This window comes from Verrucomicrobium sp. BvORR106 (assembly GCF_000739655.1).
Lineage (GTDB): Bacteria > Verrucomicrobiota > Verrucomicrobiia > Verrucomicrobiales > Verrucomicrobiaceae > Verrucomicrobium.
Genome location: NZ_BATR01000085.1, coordinates 39,091 through 57,893 on the forward strand (window position 1 = coordinate 39,091; position 18,803 = coordinate 57,893).

Below are 18,803 nucleotides of genomic sequence, written 5' to 3' on the forward strand. Positions count from 1 at the left end.
GCGAAGCGTCTTGGAGTGCTGGTGGCTCGACACCGCTTTGGCGGCTTTGATGACAAACTCGAGCCGTAGCACCTCAGCAGGGGTTGTGCACGAATGCTCTCATGCCGACGCGCCGCCTTTGCCAGACGCAGGTAATCCGTTGAATGACCTTGTAGTCCTCTGCACGAGTGCACCACGCCTGGTGATCATCCGTCAAAACGCTGCCTCGAAGGCTCTTTTGGAGCCCCAAAGGTGAAAGTTTGCTGGGTGAGGAAACTAATCTTCAACCTCTCGAACAACACCTCCGGGTCTCCTGGCTCCCGTCTCAAACCAGATCATATCAGACGGCTTTTCCCAGGTGAGGCTCCGGACTTCGAGTGCGGGAAGGAGATTATCCGCTGGGACGTTGGTGTCTCCAATGGGGGAGGTGCCGAAAGTGGGGTGCTCCTCTTGGGGCCAGCGTTGCCAGGGCTGGCCTCTTTCCTGATACCAGTCGGCACTTTGATACGATTCAGAAGCGATCTTCCACACCATCCATCCATAACCAAGGAGTTCAGGTGAAAGAGCCGGTGTCTGAGGAAGTTGTTTCATCCAATGGCCCGCGTAGGTGAAGGTGGTCCTGCCGTAGTCCGTGCTGTGGCTGGTAGAGCCGGTGGTGATGAAGATGCGCAGGCCCTGGCGCAGGGGCATGGGCTTCACAGTGATCCAGAGGCCGTCGCCCTCGCCTTCCCTCAGCTCAGGCAACTGGGTGCGGCAGATCTCTCCGAGCTTGGCTAAGCTGGAGGCGCTGGCGCTCTGGCCAATGAAGGCGGGCAATCCCACGCGTGCGGCCAGATCTGGGGGATAGGAGTCGATCCTCCTAAAGCGCAAGGAGGCTTCAATCCCGATCGGAGTGAACGGTACCGTGGCGAGATCCTCGCCCAGTGCGAGTTTCTCATCGAGCGAGAGGGCCTGCACGAACTCAGACCATTCGCCCTTTTCCAGGCGCTGTGGAATCGTCTCCATCATCTCGCGACGACGGTCGGTGGTGACGTTGGTCACGGAGGGGAGCGGTGGCAGTGGCGTGCCCTCCAGAATGGCGCGTCCAAAAGCGACCCAAACAGGCCAGATATCAGAGGTATCCAGATCGCGGAAAAGGGGATGGATCTTTTTGGGCACTCCTTCTTTGTCGTCGGGGAGTTGCAAAGTCAGCCAGGACACGACGTGCGAGAGCGGCACGACGGTGTAGTCATGGGTGACGACCAGCGTATCAGGATCTTCCCTCAGGATCTGCCGCAGCTTGTCTTTGCGCGATGGAGTCAGTTTCCTCCCGAACCTTGTGCATAGCGTAAGCAGGCCCATTTTGATTTCGCCCTGCCCCTTGGGCATGCGGAGGATGGCATCCAGAATGGGGTCCATGAAACCTTCACGATGAGAATCATCGGTCAACAGCGCTTGAGTCTGTGCAGAGAGCGTATCAAACGCGAGCTCTCCCCTGACGTAGGCGGCAAGAACGTCTGTGGGGCCGCGACCGGCGGCAAGATGCTCCAGAGTCGCGAGGTTCAGAGCCCAAGGGGAAGGCAGTTTGTGATCTTCCGATGGGGAATCCCCGGAAGCCTCAATCTCAAAGGCCGTGAAGATCGCCCTCCGATACCGCTGAATGAAGGGGCGACTGGCCTTTCCACGAGTGCGGACGAGGTGGGAGGCTTCGTCAAAGCGGATGCTGGATTGTTCGATGAGGAAGTCTTCCGCAAGTTTTAGGTCCTCGGCGGCACCGGTGTTGATCAGGGCCATGAGGGCCTTGCCTTTTTGAAACTCACTGCCGGATGTTAGGTAATAACGGGCTGCTGCCGAGGGGGTGCTGTTCTTTAGCGCGCGACCGGCTTTCAAGGCCAGCTCACGCAGTTCCGCGGGATCAGCGGGCAAATCCTTCTCACTCCAGGGCAGCGTGTGTGAAAGAAAATCCCGGGCAATCTCTCCCCGCGTGCGTGGCCGGTACATGTATCGCCAGCTTCTCTCCAGATCCTGCAAATCCATGCCCGGCGGGGTTTGGTCAAAGTCGAAGGCGGTGGGGCTCATCACATGGCTGTTTGCGCTGATGACAGGGATGAGTGTCTCATCGTCCACCGCGGCAGCAGCAATGGTCATCCAGTCCCAGTCTTGGTGAAGGATAGTCTGCGCCCAGACCGGCCCCATGGCGCTGAATTTCCGCCAGAGCTCGAGGTTCGCTGGATCAACTCGCATTTTGAAGTCGAAGAGCCATGTCGGGCCGACTTGGTCGAGTCTGGCCTTGGTGAAGATGGCGGCGATGTCGGGATCATTTCCTTTGGTGGTCCCGGATGATGGCGCAGAGGCGTTCTCTCCGAGAGGGACATCCGCCACCTGCTGCCACCAGGCCCGTTGTTCTGGAGTGAGCAGGTCGGCGTGGGCCAGTGGAGGAGCGTTCGGGGTGGTGACGCGTTGTGTGACCATAGCGTAGAGCTTTTCCACCAGAGGACGTTGCTCCCAGCCTCGAGTGTAGGTGCGCAGGGCATGAGCGAGGCTTGCGTGCAGAGCCCGCCAGTCCCCTGTGGCACCGAACTGATTCATGGTGTGGTCATAGTGAGTCTCGGCCAATCGCTGCACAGCGATATCCATCAGGCGCTCCTGGAGCGGGACGATTTTCAGCAGCGCCTGGACTGCGGCGGTCGCTTCGTCTCGAAAGCCCCGTCGATGATGCTGGGCGGCGCGGAAGAAGCAGGTGGCGATGAAATCCCTGTCCCCCGCGGCACCCATCCAGAGGGTGTTGTCGTTTTCATCTTTGCTCTTGGCCACGCGCCGCAGGCACTGGACGAGGAGCAGGGCGTCCGTCTTCTCGTCCGCAGCACCTTCGCCTGGACGGATATCTTTAGGGGGCGGGACGGACCATGGCTGGGGAGTTGAGATGTCGTTGGGCGGGGCGGTGGATTGGAGCTGCCAGCCGTCGATCAACACCCTGGTGCCGGTTGGAAAGTGAGGTTCCGGAAGCGGAGCTGAACCGGCGGTGCCTGTGGGAGTCGCAACCGTGTTGGAAGGGGACGTTTGCACCCACCCGTGTTTGAAAACGTCACCGAGCCCGATGCGAACGTCGAACGGATCGTTCTCGGAAAAGAGATCAAGGTATTGGGGTCTCTGCAATGCGGGCCCGCTCAACGGGACATACCGCCAGTCCGGGCCAGAGACGTCTGGCAGTCCGAGTTCGAAGAGAATATCGAATCCCTTGGCAAAGTCCGGTGACTCGGCATGGGCGGAGTTGAGGGAACTGCTCACCAGCCACAACGGTGTGATGCACCAGAGGAAGGACAGGATGTTGATGGGGTAGCCGAAGAGCGACCTCAATGCCCGGCATCGCACGATCCAGGAAAAGACGAAGGCGAGGCAAAGCAGCAAGAGCTGGATGCCTCCATTGAGCAGGTCGAGAACGGTCGCTTGCCAGTTGGGGTCCATGATGCAAAGCCCGAGTCCTGGAGCTGCAGGCGGAGGCCAGTCTAGACGATTCAGTCAGCGCCTGGCAAGGAACCTGGGGTGGCGAAATGCGGTCTGACGTGGAGGTGTTGATGGTGGTGGGGGAGAAAGCAGATGCTGTCGGCCTTCCCACCTGATCCTCCTCTGCGGAGGTACCCAACGTTGACTCGCTTAGAGCTCGTCAACATTGGGCTGTGGTAGAGATCCCATTCTGGGATCTGCTTCGAACTGAGGAGGGGCTTCAGCCGCCTTCAGTGTGCCTTCGGACCCATGGGATGATCGATCATTTCCTCTGCCTGAGCGCTCACATCACCGGTGGTAGCTGTCGACGTGAGAAGAAAACCAACCGCGCGCGTTTTGGGGTGGTCACCAAGGAACCGACTCTGACTCAGCCCTCGGTAAGTCTCCTCAGAGGATTGGGGCCTGAAAGGCCCACAGAGCCCAGCCCATATAAGGGGCATAGGCCACGAAGTGGACGGAGACCCTGGGTACCTCCGCAGAGGATAAATCAGGTGAAAAGGCTAACAGCACCCGCTATCGGCCCATTTTTATCAACACCTCCACGTCGGTTGGACCTGATGTCATGCTACAGGGTCATCCACGAATCCGACATCCAATCGCCCAAGGTCCTACTCCCATCCCCCGGACCTACGCCGGCTCATAGCATGCCCTCCCAGAACCTCCTGGCCCAAACCTTGAAGCACTGACGCACTGCCCACTGACGCACTGACCTACTGGCGCCTTACGGATACTCCTGCTTCTCAAAGCGGAGCAGGCGCTTGCCGTCAGACTTCTCCTTCGGGTGGAAGAGCCAGCCACCGGAGGGGGAGATCAGCTCATAGTTCGTGAGCTGGAATTCGGGCAGGAAGAGGTCGCTGTTGGGATCGTAGATGGTCTGTCCGGTGAAGCGGCCCCACATGCGGTATTCGCGGTTGTGGTCGTACCCGTGGGCGTTGCCGCCGTCAGCAGGCATTTCCGGCAGGCGGTCCGGGGCGCTCTTCTGGTTCTCGTTGATCACGACCAGGCGGGAGCTGTCCCAGCTCTGGCCGGGACGGCGGATGTAGCCCCAGAACTGGGTGCGCTCGATGTAAAAGCGACGTCCGATGAAATAGTCTCCCCGGGGCTCGTTGTTGATCTGCAGCTTCCGCGCGTCCATCTGCTGCTGGATCATGGGGTCCGCACAACTGGCCAGGGTGAGAAGCAGGGTGGCGGCGAGCAGGAGGGAGGAAAGCCGGGACATGGAAAAGAGTGAGCTGGGAGAGGAAAACGGCGGCACACCTAGGCACAGGCTGGCCGGAATGGAACGACAAAATCAGGCCAGACCTACAAAAAAAGAAAAGGGCCGGTTGCGTCCCTGACCCAGGACGCAACCGGCCACAGTGCCCAACCCAAGGGCAATTCAACTAACGGACCAACCAACCAACCGACCAACGAACTGAATGGCTCACAGACTGAAAGATGACTCAACTCACTGGCAGACTGGCGGAGGATAGGCCGAGGCCCGCCTCCGCATTTGGAACTCTGACCAGAAGCAACGGCTGGTTACAACGATTTCCAAAATCAAGTGAAGGCACCGGGGGAGGGGCTCGAACCGCCGTCTCCCCAGGCCACCCGTCGCGAGCTAGAACCGCACGCCCACCCGTACGCCGAACTCCCGCGGCGCCCCCGGTGCCCCGGTGCGGACGTCCGTGTTCATGGTGGTGTAGTACTCCTCCCCGGCCAGATTCGTGCCGTAGAGGCTGATGCTCCAGTTCCGGGCGCGCCAGCCTACGGCGGCGTTCAGCAGGCCAAAGCTGTCCTGCTGGAACTCCTCCCGGTTGAAGTCGTCGTACTTCGTATTCCCCAGGGCGAGGTACTCCACCCGGGCGAAGAGCCCGGCCTCCAGATGGAAGTCCAGCGCCACCGCGGCGTCGAACTCCGGCACAAACGGAGGCGTGTTCCCATCTAGCGAGCGGCCTGTGACCGGGTCCTTGTAGCTGGTGAGCCGGGCATGCGTCCAGCCAACGGACCCGCTCAGGTCCAGGATGGGCAGCAGGGCCACGCGGGACTCGAATTCCACCCCGTACGTCTCCGCCTCATCAGCGTTGAACACGGCGTAGTCCGTCACATTGATGCTGCGCTCCACCTGATAGTTTTCGATCGAGTTGTAGAAGGCCGCAAAGTTCGCGGTTGCCTTCCCGTCCAGCCACTGGGTCTTGAGACCTGCCTCCGTGGACCAGGCCCGCTCTTCCTCGAAGGCGGCGTACTGCGGATCATCCACATAGGCGCTGAAGCCGCCGGGCTTGAAGGCGTAGGTCGTCTTGGCATAGAGCAGAGCGTGGTCACCCAGCTTCACATCGATGCCCACCGTGGGCGTGACGTGCGCCCAGGTGTCGTCGAAGTTCTGGTGCGCGGAGCGTTCCTTGATCTTCGTCTTGGTCAACAGCGGCTCCGGGGTGGGAATGTCCATCGGGAAGAAGATGCCCGGGTACGGCGTCGGGATCTGAATGGTGGGGATGGGCTGGAAGGTCGTGATCGTCCTCGCGTTGATCTCGCTGTCCTTGTCGCGGTCCAGCTCACGGTGCACCCAGTCGAAGCGCACGCCGGCGTGCAACGTCACCGGATCCCATCCGGACCAGCTGCTGCCTGCGTAGAAGGCGAAGGCGTTTTCCTGGATGGTGTGCCGCGTGATCTGCTGGATGGCGATGTCTGAGTTCGACAGGGAAGTGAGGTTCACCGGTGTCGGCAGGGGCACCGGGATCTCGCTGCTGATGTCCGTCACCGTCAGCGTCTGCTGCTGGGTGAAGATGTTCCGCAGGCCGTAGCCGTGGATCGTGCCGGTGGAGCCGTACAGGCCCACGTTCCATTGGAAGGGGTCCTTGGGATCATTGCTGGTGAAGCGGAACTCCTGGCTCCAGATCTCCTGGTCCTGCTTGATGACGCTGGAGCCAAAGGGGTCAGGAGTGAAGTCCAGGTCCGTGATGTACGGGGCCAGATCCCAGTTGCGACGGGAGGTCACGCTGAGGAACTTCCAGTCCTCGTTTTCATAAGCGACCCGCAGAGCCTGATTGTCCACCACGCGATGCTGCTCACCCACCACATCGGAGCGTACTTCGTAGAAGTTCTTCCGGTCCAGGGAGGTCAGGCGCGGGGCTCCATCGTGGTACTCATCATATCCCGCCGTCAGGCTGATCTCCCAGCCCTCCGCCGGCTTCCAGAAGAGGCCCGCATTCACGCCCCAGTGTTCCTGGTCGTCCACATGATCCTTCGTATCCGGGTTCCAGAGATAACCTTCCCGTGAGTCGAACTGCCCGCCCACGCGGAAGAAGAGCGTGTCCTTCACCAGCGGGCCCATGAGCCAACCGTCGAAGTCGTGCGATTCATAGGACCCGTACGCGTAGCTGAAGTCCCCTTGAAACTCGTTGGTGGGCTTCAGGCTGCGGATGTTGATGAGTCCGCCGTACGTGTTGCGCCCCACCACCGTGGGCTGGGGGCCGCGGAGCACCTCCACGCTGTTCACCGCAGAGAGCGGCTGGGCGTAGGTGAAGGTCTCGCCAAACGGCACGTCATCCACATAGATGGTGGTGGCCGGGGCACCGAAGAAGACCGTGTTCGTCAGACCGCGTACGGAGTACACATCGCCAAACGATCGGGAGCCCGAATCGGTGGCAGAGGAGTTTGGCGTCAGTCGCACGATGTCCTGCAGCTCACGCACGCGGAAGTTCGCCACATCATCCATGGAGAGGAAGCTGGCGCTCACCGGCTTGCTCTGAGGATCCGCCAGCGCCTCGCCCACCACGGTGACTTCCGGCACCGCCGTGATGGTGCTGACTGTAGCGGGGGTTTGGGCAGCGCTGGGTGCTGGGGCCGGGATCGAGGCTGGGGCGACAGTCGTCTGGGCGGCCAGCGGCAGGCTCAGAGCGCTCGCCGTGGTGAGCAGCCCGGCAGCGGCCAGCAATCTTGGGAGAGGTTGTTGGTTGGACATGGATGGTTTTGAGTTGAATTGAATATGCTAAACTGCGCATATAAGCCCGTTGTTGCACAAGAAAACTTTTACGTGGAAAAAAATTGAGGCACCCATCGAGCGTCGTGACGGGAAAGGGAGGGGAGTTGAGCGGCCCTGAGGCGCACGCCAAGACGGCCGCGCTGGGCGCCTTGGCCGAATCGGGGACAGAGGAACCAAAAAAATCCCTCGCCTGCATCCCCCTTCTCCGATGAAAACCTCCACGTTCTTGATTGGCAGCCTTGGGCTGCTGGCCGCCCTGGCCGCCTGCGCCACCAACTCCAAGTCTTCAGCCCCGCCCACCGTGTCGGGCGTGGATCTGAAGCGCTACACCGGCACTTGGTACGAGATCGCCCGGTTCCCGCACTCTTTTGAGAAAGGGGCCAGCCATGTGACTGCAAACTACCTCTCCCAGCCTGATGGCACCATTAAGGTGGTGAACCGCTCCATGAAGGACGGCAAGCCCGACAGCATCGAAGGCGTGGCCACCCCGGTTGCAGGAAGCAACGGCGCGAAGCTGAAGGTCAAGTTCTTCACCCTCCTGCCGTCAGGAAACTACTGGGTGCTCGCCCTGGACGACAAGAATTACCAGTGGGCCATGGTGGGGGAGGGCAGCCGGAAATACCTCTGGATCCTCAGTCGCAAACCTGAGCTGGATCCGGTGATTTATGAGCAGCTCGTGAACCGCGCCCGGGAGCTTGGGTATGACGTGGGCAAGATTGAGAGGGTTGAGCAGTGAAGGGTGAGAGGGAAAAGGGAAGAGGGGTAAGGGATAAGGGGATCTAGGAAATAGGGTGTGCTGAAGGTGGAGGGATCGCTCCCGCGATGGACCTCAGTGTTGGAGTACCGACTTCAGTCGGCCGAAGCTCCTCCATCGCGTCCTGAGCCGACTGAAGTCGGTACTCCAACCCCGAGGCGGGAGCGGCGATCGCCGTCCGGCTGTCCCCAGCCGGGTTGGGAGCGGAGGGACACAACATCCAACTTCCCCGTCACCTACTCACCTGCCCCTCTACTTCCACAACAAATGCCCCTTCCCGCCCTTCTCATACCGGATGACGAGGCCAGTACTCGTGCCATCACCCTTGCCGTCCCAGAGGTGCATCTCGCCACCGTCATCAAGCACAAAGCGCAGGGTGTACGCGGTCTTTGAAGCCTCGGCAGATCCCTTGGTAAGGGAGTTCATGAACTGACCACTCACGCCTTCGGGTGGGCCGAAGTGGGCTATCAGCTTCTGGATGTCTGGCGCGCCCCGGTTCGCTTTGAAATACGCCTCCACTTCCGCCACGGTCCGATGGGCACGCGCAGAAGGTTTGGCCGTGTAAGCGGCAGGGACCTGAGGGCTCCAGTTCCACTTGGCGGTCTCAACCGCCATCAACTCGGCGGTGAGCGACAGGAGAAGAACCGCCAAAGCCAACGGGCGAAACCAATTCAAAACCGATGTCAGAGGAAAGGGGAGAAGTGGCATAAGACTGCCCTCCTCAGATTCACAGAACGGATGTGGCGTTCAATGATGGGGTGTGGATCAAATCAAGGCAGCCAGACTGCCCGCCTGACGGCACTTAGATGAACTGAACTGAACCGGCGGGACGCCGGTAGCACGCGCAGCCGGGACGGCTGTGCCACACAACAAAAAACCCTGCGTGGCAGAAGCGCACGCAGGGTTCAAACTTTTCTTCGGGAAGCGAAGGTCGCTTAGGCGGAAACCACAACGGTGTCCACGTTCACGCGGCGGCCATCCTGGTCAAAACGCACCGTACCGTCCACGAGGGAGAAGATGGTGAAGTCTTTGCCAAGGCCGACGCCCAAGCCGGGCTTCCACTTGGTGCCGCGCTGGCGGCAGATGATGTTGCCGGCAATGACGGCTTCACCACCAAATTTCTTGATGCCGAGACGCTTGCTCTGGCTGTCGCGTCCGTTCTTAACACTACCTTGACCTTTTTTATGAGCCATATCGGTTCCTTTCTCTCGTAAACTGGGGTGGGGTGAGCTCGGTCGCGATTAGGCGTTGATCGAGGTGATCTGCACGCGGGTGATCAGCTGGCGATGACCCTTGGTGCGGTGATAGCCCTTGCGGCGGCGGAACTTGAACGCAGTCACTTTGTCGGCGCGGTGCTGCTTGAGCACTTTGGCTTCGACGGTAGCGCCGCTGATGAAGGGAGCACCGAAGCTGATCGCTTCGCCTTCGCCGGCTGCGAGCACTTCCGTGAAGGTGACCACGTCGCCTTCACCGGCCACGAGCTTTTCGACGTCGAACTTGTCGCCGACGTTGACGCGGTACTGTTTGCCGCCGGTTTTGATGACTGCGTATGACATAAGCCTGGGAAACACTAATTAGAACCTCCAAAGGGTACGCGGAGGGCCGGGAGATTGGCACAGGGTGGGGTAGAGGGCAAGGAATTTTTGCAATTCACTGCTCATGCCCCGGGGAAAACAAAGCCCATATCGTCCAGTTTGGCACCGGGAAGCACCACGTGGGTCTCGGAGGCGTTGCCGGGGAGGATGGCTCCGAAGACGAGGTCGCCTCCCTCCGCACGCATGGCCAGGCTGGGCAGGAAGTGGCCGGCGCTGCCGGTTTTGTGCCCGACCTGGAGGCCTTCCTCTCCCGCGGGCATCTCGGGGTGGGGGGTGCTCAGAGTCAGCAAGGCCCCGGTGGCAGCATCGTAGAGCGCCTTGGGCACCTCAGGGAGGTTGTTCACTCCGGCAGGGAAGTCCGCCGTCTCCAGTACGTGCACCACAAAGGCGCCCTGTGGCGGCGTGAAGGCGGTGAGTCTGGCGGTATCGCCAATGACCACGAGCTTTTTCCCTTCCTGCACTTGCACGTCCTCGGCCCGGGTGAAGATGGTCACGTCCTGGTGGTCGGGCAGGCCGGTGGTGAAGGTGGCGTGGAGCGGGTGGGTGGCTGGCAGCAGGCACAGGAGGCTGTCATCCTTCCAGATCAGGGCAGTATGCAGCACCCGCAGGGTATTGAGCTGGGTGATGCGGGCCTCCTGCTCCGTCAGCTTCCGGCCTTCCGGCGTGGTGTAGCCCGGTCGCTTTTGCACGATCGCCCGCGCGGCAAAGGCCTCCGCCGCCAGCGCCAGAATTTCCTGCCGCATGCGCTCCACCGTGGCCTCCCGGGCCGGGATGGGGTGCCCGTACCAGGTGCTCACCGCGTAGCGGAAGGTGCGGGGGCGCTTGGTGAAGAAGCGGCCCTGGTCAAAGCTGAAGACGCTGCCCCACAGTCCATCGATCCAGACCGGTTGCACTTTCACATCGCCGCCCATGCGGGCCATGAGCTCGTAGCCCTTGTTGATCTGGTTCAGGTAGCCGTTGCGGGTGAGCTGGCCTTCGGGGAAGAGCACCACCGCCTGCTCCGCCTTCAGGGCATCCGCCACCGTGCGGATGGCATCCTTCGCCCGCACCGGGGAGATCGGCACAGTGCCGAAGACCTTGAGCGCCCACTGGATGGCCTTGATCTCATAGAGTGACTCCAGAATGACGAACCGGAACTTCCGCTCACACGTCGCGCCGATCATGAGGGCGTCTGTGTAGCTGGTGTGGTTGGGCAGGAGGAGCAGGGAGCCCTTCTCTGGCGTGCGCTCCTCATGATGGGAGCGCAGCCGATACATGGCGATCACGATGGCGCGGCCGATGATCATGAGCAGGCTGCGGGGGAGCAGCTTGGTGATAAAGATGGCGGCCCCCAAGGCCAGCGGCACCAGCACCAGGATCTGTGCTCCGGCCTTCAGCCCCAGGTGGATCATGATGTTCACCACCACGAGGTTCGCCACCACGCCGCCGATGCTGTCCATCAGGTTCATGGCGGAGAGGATGCGGGCGCGCTCCTCGGGCTTGGCCCGATCCTGGACGAAGGCGTAGAGAGGGGACATGAAGGCACCACCGGCCATGCCCACGCCCACCATGGCGAGGTGAAGCCACGGGCTGAACGGCATCATGCCGCCCCAGAAGAGGCTGAGGGCCATGGCAAATCCTGCCAGGGGCACCAGCCCCAGTTCAAGTCGGCGCCGGCAGATGATGGAGGCCAGGAAGCTGCCGGGAATGACGCCAGCACCCAGCATGAGGGAGAGGGTGGAAAGCGCACGGCTCGCATCCGCCTTGTCCGGAAAGCTCTCATGGCACCAGATCACGAGGATGGCGCTGATGGTGTAGGTGATGAACCAGAAGTAGGTGACCCCGATGGCCGCCAGCATGAGGGGGCGCTGAGACCAGAGCAGCTTCAAGTGGCTGAAGTGTTCCAGCCAGATCCTCCGGTGGAAGCTTATCTCTGCATGCACCGGCGTGCGCATGATCAGCATGGAGCCGAAGACCTGCGCCACAGCGAGCGCGGAGACACAGACCATCGGCGTCCAGACCGCCTGCCAGGGATCCAGCCCAGCATCCAGCCGCTGGCCAAACCACCAGCCCGCGAGGGCCATGCCGCTGAGGATGCCGGCGAAGTTCGTGAGCTGGAGAATCCCGCTCGCGGAGCCCAGTCGTTTGGAGCCCACCAGTTCTTTGGCAATGCCGAGTTTGGCCGGGCTGAAGAACGCCGCCTGCGTGGCCAGCAAGAAAAAGCAGACCAGAGAGAGCACGAGGCTCAGGTGAGGCTGCTGCAGGGCCAGGGAGCCGAGGAACAGGCCAAAGACGCCCACCTGCATTATCTGCATCCAGAAGATGACCTGTTGTTTGGAGTACCGGTCACTCAGCCAGCCGGCGACCGGCGCAAAGAAAATGTAGGGGAAGGAAAAGATGGCACCCAGGAGGAGCTGCATGTTGTCCCCGATGTAGGTGCCCTGAGCCACCGACAGCGCAAAGGCGATCAGCAGGATCTTGACGAAGTTGTCATTAAACGCGTTGAGCGCCTGCACCGCGATCATGGCGGCAAAGGAGCGGCTGTTGGCTGCAGGCAGCCTGGCAGCCCCGTCCAGCTCCGGGGTGGCAGCGGCATCTAGGGCGGTAACCGGAGAAGAAGACATGTTCGGTAGAGCGGTGATTCAGTAATTCAGTAGCCCGGTAAATCAGTGGGGCTGGGGTGGGCTAGGAGGAGAGAGTGCGGCAGGCGGGAAGAACACTTTTTACTTTTCACTTACCACTTTTCACTTGGGCGCTCAGCAATTGCCCAGCCAGCGCCAAGTCCGCCGGGTAGGTGATTTTCAGATTTGGCGTGGGATTGTCCTGCACCTGCACGGGCACGCCCAGATGCTGCACGGCGGAGACTTCATCCGTGACCAGCAGGCCGTCCAGGATGACCCGCTCATAGGCGGTACAGAGCAGTTCGCGGTCGAACACCTGGGGCGTTTCCATGATCCAGGCTCCCTCGCGGGGGATGCTGCCCTCGATGACACCCTGGGCGTTCACGCGTTTGAGCGTCTCCACCACCGGGCGGGCGCAGGCCACGGCCCGCACCTCGCGGGCCCGGACGATGCAGGCGGAGATCTGGGTGGGGCTGATGAGCGGCCGGGCGCCGTCATGCACGGCTACGATCGCAGTGTCCTCGCGTAGTTTCCTGAGGCCCTCATGCACGCTTAGGTGTCGCTCTGCGCCGCCTTCGCTCAGGGTCACCGGCTTGGTGAATGCCCCCTCCGCCACCCAGGCGGTAACCAAGGGGCGGGTGGCGTCACCCACCACCACCAGCAGATCGTCCACGTCCGGGCAGGCATCAAACGCCGCCAGCGTCCACCGCAGCACCGGCTGCCCCAGCAGCTCCGCCGTCAGTTTGTTGAACCCCATGCGTCGGCTGCTCCCCGCCGCCACGATGATGGCGGTGGTTCTGGGCTGCGCAGTGGGAAGGGGGCTGCTGGGCATTTCAGTGGACAGTGGGCAGTTTGAGGTTCGAGGAGTCCTTGGTTGCGACCCGCGTTGCAACCAAGAACTGAGAACCACGAACCAAGAACTCTTAATTCAGCCTCTTCGACACCTCGGTGCTGATCAGCTTGTTGTCGGCACGGCCCTCGCTGCGCTCCTGCACGAGCTTCATGACCTTGCCCATGTCCTTCTTGGAGGCGGCACCCGTTTCGGCGATTGCGTCTTCCACCAGCTTGATCAGGTCGGCCTCGCTCATGGCGGCAGGCAGGTATTTTTCCAGCACCGCCACTTCGGCCTTCTCGTTGTCGGCCAGGTCGGTGCGGCCAGCGGTTTCAAACTGGGAGATGGAGTCCTGGCGTTTTTTGATCTCGCGGCGGACCACCACCAGGGCCTCGGCGTCGTCCAGATCGCCATCGGCACCGTGTTTTTCAATGGCGGCGTACTTGATCGCGGACTTCAGGGCGCGGACCACGTTCAGGGCTACGGTGTCCTTGGCCTTCATGGCGGCCTTCATGTCTTCGGTGATGCTTGCAGAGATCTGGCTCATAGAGGGGGATGTGTTCGACCGGAATGGGGAAGGAGGCAAATGGGAAGAGAAGTTCTTGGTTCTTGGTTGGAGCGGGCGCAGGTGCAATGTAGAAGAGCCGTCCCGGCTCTTGGTCCGGGGGGCGCTAGACCGGGGCACCCAGGAAACTAAGGTAGAGATCGTACAGGCGGCTCACGAAGGGGAACTCCTGGCAGGCCCAGGCAATGGGGATTATGGCGTAGTTCACCCAAGCAGGAGGGGTTGCGCCGAAGTGGTGAAACAGGACGAAGAGGCCCGGGCTCAGGAGGTAAAGGATGAACAAACCGCCAATGCCCAGCAGCCAGGCCGTTCCCGAACTGGAGGACGCAGATGAGGTGGGAGCGTCTGAATCGGACATGAGAGAAGGAGGCTAGGGATGCCCTGACAGGGCTCTGAAATAGGCATCGTAGGCGACCTTCACGGGCCCGATATTTTCGTAACACCACTCCAGGGGATACAGTGCCGTGCGCACCCATTGGGGAGGTGCCGGGCTGCCGGAACGCTGGTAATACACCAGGACCCCCGGACTGAGGATATACAGCATCAAGGCCGCCAGGATGCCGCACACCCAGAACGTGGCCGTAGAGGACTCGGAATCGCGGGCCAAGTCTGGGCCGTGGCCTTCTGGGGAGTCTTCAGGTGAGGAATTCATGGCGGTGCTGGGTGGGGCCGCGGTGGCGGAGGAGGGACCTTCAGCGGGGCCGCCATAGGTCCAGGTACTTGTCGTAGAACTTCTCCAGCGGCTTGAAATGACTGCACCCCCATTCTAGCGGAGCGACATACACGAGAGCCCATGAGGGCGGCATGGATCTGCCGTACACGGCCACCAGCGGGCCGGGACTGAGGATGTAGAGAATCGGTAGGGCGATCACGATCAGCAGCCAACCGGAACCTCCCGCGTCAGACCGGGAGTTGGATTTGGCATCAGAGTCGTGTTCACTCATGGCGAAGACCTCCACATTTTGTGCTTCACGTCTTACTATCACTCTTCGACGCCCACTCCCACCTTTTTTCCAACCAGTTCCGCCACGATCTGGCCGCCGCATAGCATGGGCAGGGAGTAGTGCCCCTCCTCAGGCAGGATGGTGAGCGTGGCCTGGGGAAGACGTTTCACAAACCGTTCCACCAGGGCGGGCGGGATGTTGTTGTCCCGGGCCCCGTGCCAGTAGCGCACGGGGAATTGCACGGTCTCCAGGTCGATGCCCCAGTCGGAGGAGTAGATGTTGCCGTCCGTGCTTACGGCCTTGGCACCAGAAAGCAGGGACTCCCGGCCGGCGCTGGTCATGATGCGGAAGAGCTCGGCATCACTCATGGCCTCGCGGTCCCGCTCGCACTGCTGCTTCATGTACAACCGGGTGGCACGGTGGTCCCGCGGCAGCCCCAGAAAACGGGCCGCCACCGCCAGCCCGGGTCCCAGCAGCAGCGGCATGTGCCGCTGACCCCAGAGCGCCAGCTTGTAGGTCCACATCAGCTCCTGGGTCCCCACCAGTTTGAGCGGCGGCGCTCCGCAGATGACTCCCGCACTCAGCAGGCGCTCGGGCATCGCATGGGCCATGGCCAGCACATATGGGCCGCCGCCGGACACCCCCAGTACATGAAACTGGTCCGCCTGCAGGTGTGCCGCCAGTTCCCGCATCACCGGCGGCCAGTCCAGCAGCTGCCGTCCCGGCTGAAAGTCCGACTTGCCCAGCCCCGGCCGGTCACACGCGATGATGCGCAGCCCGTGTTCCACGCCGGAAGGATGAAACAACTCCCCCTGGAGCCGAGAGCCCGGCCAGCCGTGAAAGTAGAGCAGCGGTGTTCCCGCCGGGTCCCCGTATTCTTCATAGGCAAGCTTCCGTCCGGACTGGAGTGTGAGAAAAGGCATTTCGGTAATTCAGTAATTCAGTAGTCCAGTAAACCAGTGGGCGATAGGCGTGAAGTTGTACGGAGTACAGTCTTCAGCCTGCGGAAGCTGTATCCAGGTTCGATGTAAGCAGAGGTCCTTTTTCAATCAGTTCATCCAGCAAAGGCTAGAACATTGAAGTTTGAAGTTTGGCTTTTGAAGTTTTCCCTCACGTCTTAAACTCTTGTGTCTTTCCCGTAGCGAGCCCTGAGCCACGCATGCGTGGGCAGGTAGCAAACCACAAGAAGCGTGACCATCCAGGCGATGAGATAGAGCCCCGGGGCCATCCAGGTCTGCGCCTTGGTTTCAGAGATGCCATACACGTAGTTCACATTCACCGCATCGTTGCTTCCGGCTGGCACTTCGCCCGGGGCGGGCAGGAGGAAGAAGCCCACCAGGCAGAGGACCACGGCTGCTGCCGTCCAGGCCTTGAGCGCCCGTCGATCATACCCCAGCCGGGCCACGATGAAAAGCAACATAAACGGCAGCCAGCCGTGGAAGAGGGACAGGAGGCGCAGGTAGAGGGGCTTGTTCGCGTCGAACATGTAGTTCGTCATCCCCGTGTACTCGAAGCCCACCAGATGCAGCACCAGATCCACGCACCACAACAGTTGCGGCACCAGCACTCCCACCGCCGCCGCAGAGGCGTAGATCGGCTTCTCCGTCCACACCGCCGCCAGGGCCAGGAACAGCGCCACATCACAGAAGTAGAGAAAGTTCGCCGGCCCGTAGTGCACCCAGTAGATGGGCACCAGCACCGCCATGAAGGCGGTGAAACCCCAGCGGAGCCACGCGGGAAGTTTCCAGAGGGCGGACGCAGACGCGAGGTCGGAGACCTGAGGCCGGGACGGGGGCGGGGAGGTGTCGATGGATCTGGCTTTCATGAGGCGCAAGTAGCTTCCAGACCCGTTCACTGGCGAATTGATAAAACCCCGGGCTGTATTGATCGCGTCAATGATGCCCGCTGCGCGGGGGAGACAGGAGACATCACTGAACCGTCGGGACGCCGGTAGCACGCACAGCCGGGACGGCTGTGTCACTTGCTGTCCTTTAGCGGGAACGAAGCGGGTTGGAGTTCCGCTTTAAAGCGGTCAGAGTGCATGACGACTGACGCCGTCACGAGTTTGGACTCTGCGCTCCGCCCAAAGCCACGCAGTCCAAGCTGGTGTCAAAGTTGGAAATGTGCAAGGATGGCGAAAACAAACCCCTCCCCATGAGTGCCTCACCATCGCCGTCGCCAGCCAAAGAACCCCGGGACGTGATCAATGAAATTCGGAGGCAGAATGGGTGGATGTTGGTGGGGGCGATGGCAGTGATTGGCCCGCTTTTCTGCTGGCTGGCCGTCAGCGACAAGATAGCAGCCGCCTCAATGTTTCCGTGGCTGGCCATAGGTGCGATCCCATTGGCTGCGATCTTGCGCCGCCGTGAATCCTGCCCGTCCTGCGATCAGGATCTCTCGTGCCTTCCCGGGCAAGCAAGGCATTTCGGGCTTCCAGAGCTTTCACGGAAAGTCCACTGCTGCCCTTTCTGCGGGGCCGAACTGGCCTGGAAGGGGAAGTCCGGTGTCACAGGTGAATGAATGAAGTAAGGAGGGGCTGTCGTCAGCCTGCAGGCATTTTTACCATGTTCCTGGTCCTGCGTTATTACCTTTGTACTGTGATGGGTGCTGCCACAGTCATGTTGGCGGTGCTGGCCCCCCAGTCATATGGCACCACTGTTGTCACACCGGAACAGAGTGCTGCGATGGCCATCGCATCCTTGGTGGAGTCTTACAGCCGGAGTCACGATGGGACGCCGCCCAGATCTTGGGAAGACCTGCAACCGATGCTCACCGTGCCGGTTCATGAGTGGATGCCATATGCGGCTCCGGCAAAACGATACGCGTTTGTCTCATCCCCCTTGCGTCTGGCGGCACCCTTGCGCGGAGAGTTGATTGCCATCCATCGAAGCGACATCTTTGACACCACCCTCGAAATGACCCTCGTTGGATTCTACACAGGACTGAAAGGGCCGGGGCGCAACGTGATCTACCGGAACGAGGAAGGCAGGTACTTGAAGGATTGGGTGACGTCCAGCTACGTTCAGGACCTGTTCTCCAGGGCGGGCGTGGCGTTGCCTGAGCCAGACCGTGAGCCAGAGCGGATCTGGGTGACCAGAGCGCGCCGGGCTGGAATGTGTTGGAAGGCGGTCTTAGTGACCGCGGCCGGAGTGCTGGGGTGGTGGCTGTGGCGCTACTTCAGGCGGGAAACATCCTGGGGCATGATGGTGGGCTTCTGGCTTGATGACCTGAGGAAGAGGAAACACGGATAGGCGTTCCGGTGGCGCTGGCGTGTTGTGAGTGGGGTGGTGGCAGTTCTTGCTGAACCAGCGGGACGCCGGTAACACGCACAGCCGGGACGGCTGTGTCACCACCTGCTTCACGAGCTCCTTCGTCATTGACGATTCGGTGAACCTCATGAGAAACTCTTTTCACCCCCTCAATGAAAGCCCTAGGCCCTCTCATGCTCGCCTTGTGTCTGGTCGCTTCGATTTGTCTGGCGACCGGCGCATATGCGGCCCGGTACGGCCCGGTCACGACCATTCCAATGTTCACCCATGATCCGCCAGAGGGCTGGGATTACTGGCTCCGGCGCGAGTACTGGCACGACATGCGTGGTTTGTCGCTGTGTGTTTTGGGAGGGGTTCTTTGCCTCATTCTTCCCTTGGCAGGATACTTGCGAGACGGCAAAACCTCCGATGCTTCGTCACGCATAGTAGATCTCGCCTTGTTGGTCCTCACCAGCGTTTATGTCACCGGGTGGGCAGCGCTGGCAGCGTGGTGCTTTCGTCAGGGAGGTTATGCATTCGTGATCCCGCTGGCGCTAATGCTGATGTCTGGTGGCGTCTATGCGTTGTCGGTTTTTATGAACCGGCTGCAACCGGCGGCCCTCTCCAAAAAAGCGTGACTGGCGCGCCGTTCTCATGCAGCCTGTTGACGGAGCCGCGTCATGAGTATCGAAAAACCAACGCCGCACCGATCCAATCGGGATCAGGTGAATGCCATCCGGAAGAGGAATGCCCTCATGCAAGGAGGGATCTTGCTCTTGTTTGGAGCGGTTTTGGTAGGAATGGCTTTGGCTGGAGTGAGATCGGTGGTTTTCCTGTTG

Annotated in this window: 17 protein-coding genes; 3 read left to right on the plus strand and 14 right to left on the minus strand. The window is 61.1% G+C overall.

Annotated elements, in window-relative coordinates; genetic code table 11:
- Nucleotides 1–255: 255 nt before the first annotated feature.
- The 3 genes from BV106_RS12985 to BV106_RS12995 form a co-directional block, all read right to left on the minus strand.
- The gene (locus BV106_RS12985) at nucleotides 256–3,423 is read right to left on the minus strand and encodes a hypothetical protein (RefSeq protein WP_038165245.1); all 3,168 of its coding nucleotides are present in this window, start codon (nucleotides 3,421–3,423) and stop codon (nucleotides 256–258) included.
- A 760-nt stretch (nucleotides 3,424–4,183) separates the two neighbouring features.
- Nucleotides 4,184–4,681 carry a hypothetical protein gene (locus tag BV106_RS12990; RefSeq protein ID WP_038165247.1) on the minus strand — a complete coding sequence of 166 codons (498 nt, stop codon included), beginning with the start codon at nucleotides 4,679–4,681 and terminating at the stop codon, nucleotides 4,184–4,186.
- 381 nt (nucleotides 4,682–5,062) lie between these two features.
- Complete coding sequence (locus tag BV106_RS12995; RefSeq protein ID WP_038165249.1) at nucleotides 5,063–7,405, minus strand: TonB-dependent receptor; 2,343 nt, start codon at nucleotides 7,403–7,405, stop codon at nucleotides 5,063–5,065.
- 229 nt (nucleotides 7,406–7,634) lie between these two features.
- Here BV106_RS12995 and BV106_RS13000 point away from each other — a divergent pair, with 229 nt between their 5' ends.
- Nucleotides 7,635–8,162 (plus strand): lipocalin family protein, encoded by a 528-nt coding sequence (locus BV106_RS13000; protein WP_038165251.1) that lies wholly within the window; start codon nucleotides 7,635–7,637, stop codon nucleotides 8,160–8,162.
- A gap of 270 nt (nucleotides 8,163–8,432) precedes the next feature.
- On the opposite strand, the gene BV106_RS13005 is transcribed toward BV106_RS13000, so the two are convergent.
- The 11 genes from BV106_RS13005 to BV106_RS13055 form a co-directional block, all read right to left on the minus strand.
- Nucleotides 8,433–8,855: a hypothetical protein gene (locus BV106_RS13005; RefSeq protein WP_265595640.1), complete on the minus strand. Its 423-nt coding sequence runs from the start codon at nucleotides 8,853–8,855 to the stop codon at nucleotides 8,433–8,435.
- A 260-nt stretch (nucleotides 8,856–9,115) separates the two neighbouring features.
- Nucleotides 9,116–9,373, minus strand: a complete 258-nt coding sequence (gene rpmA / locus BV106_RS13010) for a 50S ribosomal protein L27 (protein WP_038165255.1) — start codon at nucleotides 9,371–9,373, stop codon at nucleotides 9,116–9,118.
- Between the two features lie 48 nt (nucleotides 9,374–9,421).
- Complete coding sequence (gene rplU / locus BV106_RS13015; protein WP_038165257.1) at nucleotides 9,422–9,736, minus strand: 50S ribosomal protein L21; 315 nt, start codon at nucleotides 9,734–9,736, stop codon at nucleotides 9,422–9,424.
- 101 nt (nucleotides 9,737–9,837) lie between these two features.
- A complete protein-coding gene (locus BV106_RS13020; protein WP_038165259.1) occupies nucleotides 9,838–12,378 on the minus strand; it encodes an MFS transporter in 2,541 nt (846 codons plus the stop codon).
- A gap of 106 nt (nucleotides 12,379–12,484) precedes the next feature.
- The gene (gene ispD / locus BV106_RS13025; protein ID WP_051945738.1) at nucleotides 12,485–13,207 is read right to left on the minus strand and encodes a 2-C-methyl-D-erythritol 4-phosphate cytidylyltransferase; all 723 of its coding nucleotides are present in this window, start codon (nucleotides 13,205–13,207) and stop codon (nucleotides 12,485–12,487) included.
- Between the two features lie 91 nt (nucleotides 13,208–13,298).
- Entirely contained in the window at nucleotides 13,299–13,754 is a 456-nt protein-coding gene (locus tag BV106_RS13030) for a GatB/YqeY domain-containing protein (RefSeq protein ID WP_038165261.1), read from the minus strand.
- Between the two features lie 124 nt (nucleotides 13,755–13,878).
- Nucleotides 13,879–14,130 (minus strand): hypothetical protein, encoded by a 252-nt coding sequence (locus BV106_RS13035; RefSeq protein ID WP_038165263.1) that lies wholly within the window; start codon nucleotides 14,128–14,130, stop codon nucleotides 13,879–13,881.
- A 12-nt stretch (nucleotides 14,131–14,142) separates the two neighbouring features.
- Entirely contained in the window at nucleotides 14,143–14,424 is a 282-nt protein-coding gene (locus BV106_RS13040; RefSeq protein ID WP_038165265.1) for a hypothetical protein, read from the minus strand.
- Between the two features lie 40 nt (nucleotides 14,425–14,464).
- Nucleotides 14,465–14,716, minus strand: a complete 252-nt coding sequence (locus tag BV106_RS13045) for a hypothetical protein (RefSeq protein WP_038165267.1) — start codon at nucleotides 14,714–14,716, stop codon at nucleotides 14,465–14,467.
- A 38-nt stretch (nucleotides 14,717–14,754) separates the two neighbouring features.
- The gene (locus BV106_RS35505) at nucleotides 14,755–15,639 is read right to left on the minus strand and encodes an alpha/beta hydrolase (RefSeq protein WP_051945740.1); all 885 of its coding nucleotides are present in this window, start codon (nucleotides 15,637–15,639) and stop codon (nucleotides 14,755–14,757) included.
- Nucleotides 15,640–15,833: 194 nt separating this feature from the next.
- The gene (locus BV106_RS13055; RefSeq protein ID WP_038165268.1) at nucleotides 15,834–16,541 is read right to left on the minus strand and encodes a hypothetical protein; all 708 of its coding nucleotides are present in this window, start codon (nucleotides 16,539–16,541) and stop codon (nucleotides 15,834–15,836) included.
- A 739-nt stretch (nucleotides 16,542–17,280) separates the two neighbouring features.
- Between BV106_RS13055 and BV106_RS13060 the strand changes: the two genes are divergently transcribed.
- Entirely contained in the window at nucleotides 17,281–17,967 is a 687-nt protein-coding gene (locus BV106_RS13060; protein WP_038165269.1) for a hypothetical protein, read from the plus strand.
- A 191-nt stretch (nucleotides 17,968–18,158) separates the two neighbouring features.
- Nucleotides 18,159–18,602 (plus strand): hypothetical protein, encoded by a 444-nt coding sequence (locus tag BV106_RS13065; protein WP_265595641.1) that lies wholly within the window; start codon nucleotides 18,159–18,161, stop codon nucleotides 18,600–18,602.
- Nucleotides 18,603–18,803 lie beyond the last annotated feature (201 nt).